1 protein-coding gene and 1 pseudogene are annotated in these 2,766 nt (G+C 66.3%); one reads left to right on the top strand and one right to left on the bottom strand.

Annotation, left to right across the window (positions count from 1 at the left end; translation table 11 throughout):
• Window positions 1–1,225, top strand: a pseudogene (locus ACTHLF_RS00230) (polyhydroxyalkanoate depolymerase); the annotation flags it as partial.
• Window positions 1,226–1,471: 246 nt separating this feature from the next.
• On the opposite strand, the gene ACTHLF_RS00225 reads toward ACTHLF_RS00230, so the two are convergent.
• Window positions 1,472–2,608 (bottom strand): SLC13 family permease, encoded by a 1,137-nt coding sequence (locus ACTHLF_RS00225; RefSeq protein WP_440323778.1) that lies wholly within the window; start codon window positions 2,606–2,608, stop codon window positions 1,472–1,474.
• Window positions 2,609–2,766 lie beyond the last annotated feature (158 nt).

Here is a 2,766-nt window from a genome sequence, read left to right as displayed (position 1 = left end):
AGCCGGCGCCAAGATGTTTGGCGACCTGGCCAGCCCGTTTGCCCGCATGCCGGGCGCCGACCGCGCCGCTGCCGGGTACGAGCTGATGTACCGCCTGGGCAAGGCCTACGAGAAGCCCGAGTTCGACATCCACAGCGTGCATGCCCACGGGCATGACGTGGCCATCGTCGAGCAGGTGGCCATGAGCAAGCCGTTCTGCACCCTGAAGCGCTTCAAGCGCTTCTCGGATGACCAGGCCACGGTCGATGCGATGAAGCACGATCCCGCGGTCCTGGTCGTCGCCCCGCTCTCCGGCCACCACAGCACGCTGCTGCGCGATACCGTGCGCACGCTGCTGCGCGACCATAAGGTGTACATCACCGACTGGACCGATGCGCGCATGGTTCCGCTGGAGGAAGGCTCGTTCTCGCTCGCCGACTACGTGTCGTACATCGAGGAATTCATCCGCCACGTCGGCGTGCATCGCGCCCATGTCGTGTCGGTGTGCCAGCCCACCGTGCCCGTGCTTGCCGCGGTCGCGCTGATGGCCGCGCGCGGCGAAGCCACGCCGGCGACGCTTACGCTGATGGGCGGCCCGATCGATACGCGCAAGAGCCCCACCAGCGTCGACAACCTTGCGACGACCCGGCCCTTGTCGTGGTTCCGCAACCAGCTGATCCACAAGGTGCCGTACCAGTATCCCGGCGCGGGCCGCGAGGTGTACCCGGGCTTCCTGCAGCACGCGGGCTTCCTGGCGATGAACCCCAGCCGCCATGTCATGTCGCACTGGGACTTCTACGAGAACCTGCGCAAGGGCGACCTCGACGACGCCGAGGCGCACCGCAATTTCTACGATGAATACAACTACGTGCTCGACATGCCGGCAGAGTACTACCTCGACACCATCTAAACAGTGTTCAAGGAACACCGCCTGCCCAAGGGCACGTGGGAAGTGAACGGTGAGCTGGTGCAGCCGGCGAAGATCAAGGGCACGGCGCTGTTGACCATCGAAGGCGAGCTCGACGACATCTCCGGCCTTGGCCAGACCGAGGCTGCGCACGGCTTGTGCAAGGGCATCGCGAAAAAGCTGAAGAAGCACATCACGGTGGAAGGCGCCGGCCACTACGGTATCTTCAGCGGCCGCCGCTGGCGCGATGTGGTCTACCCCGACGTACGCGACTTCATCAAGCAGTACGACAAGGGCAACAGCAACACGGGTGAGAAGGGCACGCGCAAGGCGCGCTGATTCGCTCGTGCTGGCGCGCCATGTGATCGGTTCATTCGCTGGCGCGAATGCATGTTTTGAGCGGCTTGCGCCGCCTTAGGCTGGAAGTGTCGCGGGGTCGGGAGCGGTCAGGCCCTGGCGGCCCCAAGGGCCTGACCACCCGCAGCTTCCTCAACGCACAAGGGCGAGGCGGCGTGAGCCGCTCAAAACATGCATTCGCGCCAGCGAATGAACCGATTCGAAGGCGCGATGCGGCGGTCACTCGAACTACAAAAGCAAAGCACCCACTATCGCCATCACGATGAAGAACGGCACCGACCAGAGGTGGAAGGTGCCCCAGGCGTTTTTCTCGCCCAGCAGGCGTAGCGCGATCAGGTTCGCCAGCGAACCCAGGATGAAGCCGAAGCCGCCGACGTTCACCGCCCACGCCAGCGTGCGCCAGTCGTGTGAGTACTCTGCCAGCAGGATCGCCGCGGGTACGTTGCTCACTACCTGGGAGGCCAGTGCACCCGTGGCAAACAGGTGCATGGGCTGGTGCAGGTCGAGCGCACCAAGCACGCCCTTGATGATGTCGAGGCTCGCCAGCATGCGCAGGTCGATGAACATCAGCACGAAGGTCAACAGCAGGCCCCAGTCGATCGCGGCCAGCACCCGTCGCCGGAACAGCGCGAAGACCACCACCACGCCGAGCAGGCCCCACGCCGCGTGGTGCGCGTCCGCCAGGAACAGGAACGGCACGTAGAGCACGGCGGCAACCACCAGCATCCAGCGGTCCAGGCCGTCCTCGGGGTGTTCGTGCACCTCCAGCCGGGTCGCCGGGAACGCCACGGCGGTGAGCGCCAGCAGCAGCACGATTGCAATGGCCACCACGGGCAGCATCACCCAGACGAAGCCACCGAAGCCGATGCCCCACTGCTGCCAGAGGAACAGGTTCTGGGGATTGCCGATGGGCGTCAGCATGGAGCCCGCGTTCACGGCGAGCGCTTCGAAGATCACCAGGCGCATCGCCGGCATGCGCGCGATGCGGCACATGCTCAGCGTCAGCGGCACCCTGACGAACAGCGACACATCGTTGGTGAGCAGCATCGACAACAGCGCGGTCGCAGCGACCAGGCCCAGCGCGGCCAGCCGCCGCGTCGAGGTGCGGTCGATGAGCCAGCGCCCCGCATGGCCGAGGGCACCGCTCTCTTCCACGGCCTTGGTGAGGATGAGCAGCCCGGTGAGCGCAGCGATCGTCGGCCAGTCGACGAGCGAGGGCCAGGTCGCGACGCGCGACGGCATGGCCACCGCGAACACGAAGGCTACGCCGAGCAATACGAGGAAAAACACATCGCGGCGGAGGTTCCGCAGCGATTCGGGCAGCCAGCTCATCCAGACGATCCCACCGAAGTTCCGGTGGATCATATCGGTTCTGGATGTGCTGGAACTGTGGGAGCGGGGGGGGGCCGCCACGGCGGGGGCGGGCACGAGACCCACCCGCCCCCACCCCACCACCACACCCACGGCGGCGGCCCGGGGGGAGTCGGGAGAGCACGGGCCCGCGAGACACAACCGGGCAGCGC

Origin of the sequence: Luteibacter sp. (genome assembly GCF_051958795.1) — a bacterium.
Lineage (GTDB): Bacteria > Pseudomonadota > Gammaproteobacteria > Xanthomonadales > Rhodanobacteraceae > Luteibacter.
This window is presented reverse-complemented; position numbering and strand designations above follow the sequence as displayed.

Coding starts and splice junctions, on each gene's coding strand:
- ACTHLF_RS00225 (WP_440323778.1), bottom strand. CDS start 2,608: ATGATCCACCGGAACTTCGGTGGGATCGTCTGGATGAGCTGGCTGCCC.